General features: G+C 57.0%; 5 protein-coding genes. 1 reads left to right on the top strand and 4 read right to left on the bottom strand.

Annotated elements, in window-relative coordinates:
• Positions 1-316 precede the first annotated feature (316 nt).
• From AC1DSG_RS27790 to sdhC, 4 genes are read right to left on the bottom strand one after another with little or no spacing between them, the layout of a single operon-like run.
• The gene (locus AC1DSG_RS27790; RefSeq protein WP_157711726.1) at positions 317-1,021 is read right to left on the bottom strand and encodes a succinate dehydrogenase iron-sulfur subunit; all 705 of its coding nucleotides are present in this window, start codon (positions 1,019-1,021) and stop codon (positions 317-319) included.
• 11 nt (positions 1,022-1,032) lie between these two features.
• Positions 1,033-2,808: a succinate dehydrogenase flavoprotein subunit gene (gene sdhA / locus AC1DSG_RS27785; protein WP_477793739.1), complete on the bottom strand. Its 1,776-nt coding sequence runs from the start codon at positions 2,806-2,808 to the stop codon at positions 1,033-1,035.
• Positions 2,809-2,811: 3 nt separating this feature from the next.
• Positions 2,812-3,180 carry a succinate dehydrogenase, hydrophobic membrane anchor protein gene (sdhD, locus tag AC1DSG_RS27780; protein ID WP_059402221.1) on the bottom strand — a complete coding sequence of 123 codons (369 nt, stop codon included), beginning with the start codon at positions 3,178-3,180 and terminating at the stop codon, positions 2,812-2,814.
• Positions 3,174-3,548 carry a succinate dehydrogenase, cytochrome b556 subunit gene (gene sdhC, locus AC1DSG_RS27775; RefSeq protein ID WP_477793738.1) on the bottom strand — a complete coding sequence of 125 codons (375 nt, stop codon included), beginning with the start codon at positions 3,546-3,548 and terminating at the stop codon, positions 3,174-3,176. Before sdhC ends, sdhD begins: the two co-directional genes overlap by 7 nt.
• 364 nt (positions 3,549-3,912) lie before the next feature.
• On the opposite strand from sdhC, the gene gltA reads away from it, so the two are divergent.
• On the top strand, positions 3,913-4,813 hold a 901-nt coding region (gltA, locus tag AC1DSG_RS27770; RefSeq protein WP_477793737.1), incomplete at its 3' end, for a citrate synthase.

Genomic DNA, 4,813 nt, shown 5'->3' with positions numbered 1-4,813 from the left:
AGGCGCTGTTCCACATGCGCTGCATCACGCTTTCTTGCATGCTTGGTCACCCTCGGTTAGGGGAACACCACCGGCGTCGACACCGAGCACACTTGCAGAAGTCCGAATGCAGCGACCAAAACAAGCCACTTAGGATCACGCTGATAGTCCGGGTACCAGCCCGGATGCCCCTGCTTGTCTCATTTCTTCAAAATAAGAGCCGCAGCCTTATAAGCTGCTGCTCAGGTTAAAACTACGGCGCCGGTTGAAGCCTGCGCCGTAGCATCTACKGGTACAGCGGTACTACATTTACAACAGCCGGGTTACAACTGCTGAGTCACACGCCGCTTTGCAGCAGCATGTTACGTACGTGACCGATGGCCTTAGTCGGGTTCAGGCCTTTCGGACAAACGTTGACGCAGTTCATGATCCCGCGGCAGCGGAATACGCTGAACGGGTCATCCAGCGAAGCCAGACGCTCGGCAGTCTTGGTGTCGCGGCTGTCTGCCAGGAAGCGGTACGCTTGCAGCAGAGCAGCTGGACCCAGGAACTTGTCCGGGTTCCACCAGAAGGATGGGCAAGAAGTCGAGCAGCAAGCGCACAGGATGCACTCGTACAGACCATCAAGCTTTTCACGCTCTTCCGGGGTCTGCAGACGTTCGATGGCCGGAGCCGGCGTGTCGTTCTGCAGGAATGGCTTAACCTTCTCGTATTGCTTGTAGAAGATGCTCATATCAACGACCAGGTCACGGATAACCGGCAAACCTGGCAGCGGACGAACAATCAGCTTGTTACCTTTTACGACAGACGACAGCGGCGTGACGCATGCCAGGCCGTTTTTGCCGTTGATGTTCATGCCGTCGGAACCGCAAACACCTTCACGGCAAGAGCGACGATAGGAGAAACCTTCGTCCTGCTCTTTGATCAGGGCCAGCACGTCCAGCACCATCAGGTCTTTACCACCGGTATCGACCTGGAATTCCTGCATGAACGGCGCGGCGTCCTGATCAGGGTTGTAGCGATAAACACTGACTTGCAACATGGCGGCCACCCTTAATAAGTCCGAATCTTAGGTTCAAAAGTCGGAACAGTCTTCGGCGAGAAGTTCACAGCACGCTTGGTTACGCGCTTGTCACCCGGGAAGTACAGGGTGTGGCACAGCCAGTTTTCGTCGTCGCGGTCTTCGAAGTCTTCACGGGCGTGAGCACCGCGGGACTCTTTGCGGATCTCTGCAGCGATGGCAGTAGCTTCGGCCACTTCCAGCAGGTTTTGCAGCTCCAGCGCTTCGATACGAGYGGTGTTGAACGCCTGGCTCTTATCGTTGATCTTGACGTTGGCGATACGGCCACGCAGATCAGCCAGCTGGGCAATACCCTTCTGCATGTATTCGCCGGTACGGAATACACCAAAGTAGTTCTGCATGCAGCTTTGCAGTTCTTTACGCAGGGTAGCGACGTCTTCACCCTCGGTACGCGAGTTCAGGCCATCGAGACGTGCCAGAGCAGCATCGATGTCGGACTGGCGAGGACGAGCGTAATCAACGCCTTCTTTCAGGGTCTGTTCAAGGAACAGACCGGCGGCGCGGCCGAATACCACCAGGTCGAGCAGCGAGTTGCCGCCCAGACGGTTGGCACCGTGAACCGATACGCACGCCACTTCGCCTACGGCGAACAGACCAGGAATGATCTGGTCAACGCCGTCGGCGTCCTGAGTGATTGCCTGGCCATGAATGTTGGTGGCAACGCCGCCCATCATATAGTGGCAGGTTGGCACGACCGGAATCGGCGCCACGGCTGGATCGACGTGAGCGAAGGTCTTGGACAGCTCCATGATGCCTGGCAGACGACTGTGCAGAACTTCTTCACCGAGGTGATCGAGTTTCAGCATTACGTGGTCGCCATCCGGACCGCAACCGTTGCCGGCGATGATTTCTTTAACCATCGAACGGGCAACAACGTCGCGACCAGCTAGGTCTTTGGCGTTCGGAGCATAACGCTCCATGAAACGCTCGCCGTGCTTGTTGATCAGGTAACCGCCTTCACCACGGCAGCCTTCTGTCACCAGTACACCGGCGCCGGCGATGCCGGTCGGGTGGAACTGCCACATTTCGATGTCTTGTACCGGCACGCCAGCACGCAGAGCCATGCCGACGCCGTCACCGGTGTTGATCAGGGCGTTGGTGGTGGACGAGTAGATACGACCTGCACCGCCGGTCGCCAAAACGGTGGCGTTCGCGCGGACGTAGGAAGTTTCGCCAGTCTCGATGCAGATGACGATCATGCCGACAAAGGCACCATCTTCGTTCTTCACCAGGTCGACGCCGTAGTATTCATTGAGGAATACGGTGCCGGCCTTGAGGTTGGCCTGGTACAGGGTGTGCAGCAGGGCGTGACCGGTACGGTCGGCCGCGGCGCAGGTACGGGCAGCCTGGCCACCTTTACCGAAGTCTTTCGACTGACCGCCGAACGGGCGCTGATAGATGCGACCCTGTTCGGTACGGGAGAACGGCAAGCCCATGTGCTCGAGTTCGAAAACGGCTTCCGGGCCAACGGAACACATGTATTCGATAGCGTCCTGGTCACCGATGTAGTCGGAACCCTTGACGGTATCGTACATGTGCCAGCGCCAGTCATCGTTCGGATCTGCCGAGGCGATGGCGCAGGTGATGCCACCCTGGGCGGATACAGTGTGCGAACGAGTCGGGAAAACCTTGGTAACCACGGCAGTCTTGTGACCACCTTGTGCCAGCTGCAGAGCAGCGCGCATGCCAGCACCGCCGCCGCCAATGATGATGGCGTCAAACGAAAGCGTATTAACTGTAGTAGACATGAATCAGATACCCCAAAGAATCTGCACACCCCAGACGAAGTAGGCGAACATCGCGACGCCGCATACTGCCTGGAAGAGGAAACGTATTGCAGTCGCGGACTTGCCGAACGCCATTGGCGTCAGGTAGTCGGTCGCGATGGTCCACATGCCGACCCAGGCGTGAGCGCCGAGGGCAACGAGAGCCAGGAGACTGAAAATACGCATCCAGTTGCTTGCGAACAGTTCATGCCATTGGGCGTAGCCGAGGCCAGGATGGGCAACGACGTATCCGATCAGGAAAATGAAGTAAGCCGCGAGAACGACCGCAGACACACGTTGCGCCATCCAGTCATAGAGGCCCGAACGCGACAGGTTCGTGACGTTAGTTACCATATCCAAACTCCTGCCAGAACGATTACCACCACGGAAACGGCGATAACGATTTTCGAGCCCAGTTTGCCGCCTTCAAGCGACTCGCCGATGCCCATGTCCATGATCAAATGGCGCACACCGGCTACCAGGTGATACAGCAAGGCGGACAGGATGCCMCAAATCACTAGCTTGGCTAGCGGACTGGTCAAACACGCTTTCACCTGGCCAAAACCTTCTTCCGAGCTCAGCGACTTGTCCAATGCATAAAGCATGATGGCCAGGCTGACAAAGAGGATGATTCCGGAGATCCGGTGAAGAATGGACGTGTAAGCAGTGACTGGGAGTTTGATGGTCCTTAGGTCTAGGTTTACAGGTCGTTGGCTATTCACGGCTTTTTTTTCACACTGAAGAGCCCCTAACAATCAGGGCAAAGTTGTTGGGGAGTGCACTGGTCAGGTACCCACCACCCAGGGAGTGCGACCCCCAATAAAGCAGGCCCAAAAGCCCCTGGCGGTCGGAGGGCGAGTATAGACAGTTAGGCTACTAATGACAACGCGTTCACCTTCCCCTAATAGCTGATTGCACAAGTTGGACAAAAGGCGTAAACGGCAGTCAATTTCGAGGAAAAGGTCCGGTTAAAGCCTTCAGAAGCAAGACTTTAGGCAAATTGACATTCGAATTTATCTCACTATAGTGGTGCGGGCCCTGCGTGGGGGGTCTGTCTGATGATTTCAAGCATAAATAGGAGGCCACATGGCTGACAAAAAAGCGCAGTTGATCATCGAGGGCGCAGCCCCCGTCGAGCTGCCCATTTTAACCGGCACCGTTGGTCCCGATGTTATCGACGTTCGCGGCCTGACGGCCACGGGCCGTTTCACCTTTGACCCTGGTTTCATGTCGACCGCTTCCTGCGAGTCGAAGATCACCTATATCGACGGCGACAACGGCATTCTGTTGCACCGCGGTTACCCGATCGAACAGCTGGCTGAAAAGTCGGACTACCTGGAAACCTGCTATCTGCTGCTCAACGGCGAATTGCCGACCGCAGAACAGAAGGCCCAGTTCGTCAGCACCGTAAAGAACCACACCATGGTTCACGAGCAGCTGAAGACCTTCTTCAACGGCTTCCGTCGCGACGCCCACCCGATGGCCGTCATGTGCGGCGTAGTCGGCGCCCTCTCGGCGTTCTACCACGACTCCCTCGACATCAATAACCCGCAGCATCGCGAAATTTCCGCGATCCGCCTGGTTGCCAAGATGCCGACGCTGGCAGCGATGGTTTACAAGTACTCCATGGGCCAACCCATGATGTACCCGCGCAACGACCTGACGTACGCGGAAAACTTCCTGCACATGATGTTCAACACCCCGTGCGAGATCAAACCGATCAGCCCGGTACTCGCCAAGGCCATGGACCGGATTTTCATCCTCCATGCCGACCACGAGCAGAACGCATCGACTTCTACCGTTCGTCTGGCCGGTTCGTCGGGTGCCAACCCGTTCGCCTGCATCGCCGCCGGCATCGCTGCACTGTGGGGCCCTGCCCACGGCGGCGCAAACGAAGCCGTTCTGACCATGCTCGATGAAATTGGCGATGTGTCGAACATCGACAAGTACATCGCCAAGGCCAAGGACAAGAACGATCCGTTCAAAC

The sequence above is a fragment of the Pseudomonas sp. P5_A12 genome (assembly GCF_056400685.1).
Note: the sequence above shows the minus strand (reverse complement) of the source record. Positions and strands in the feature narration are given on the sequence as shown.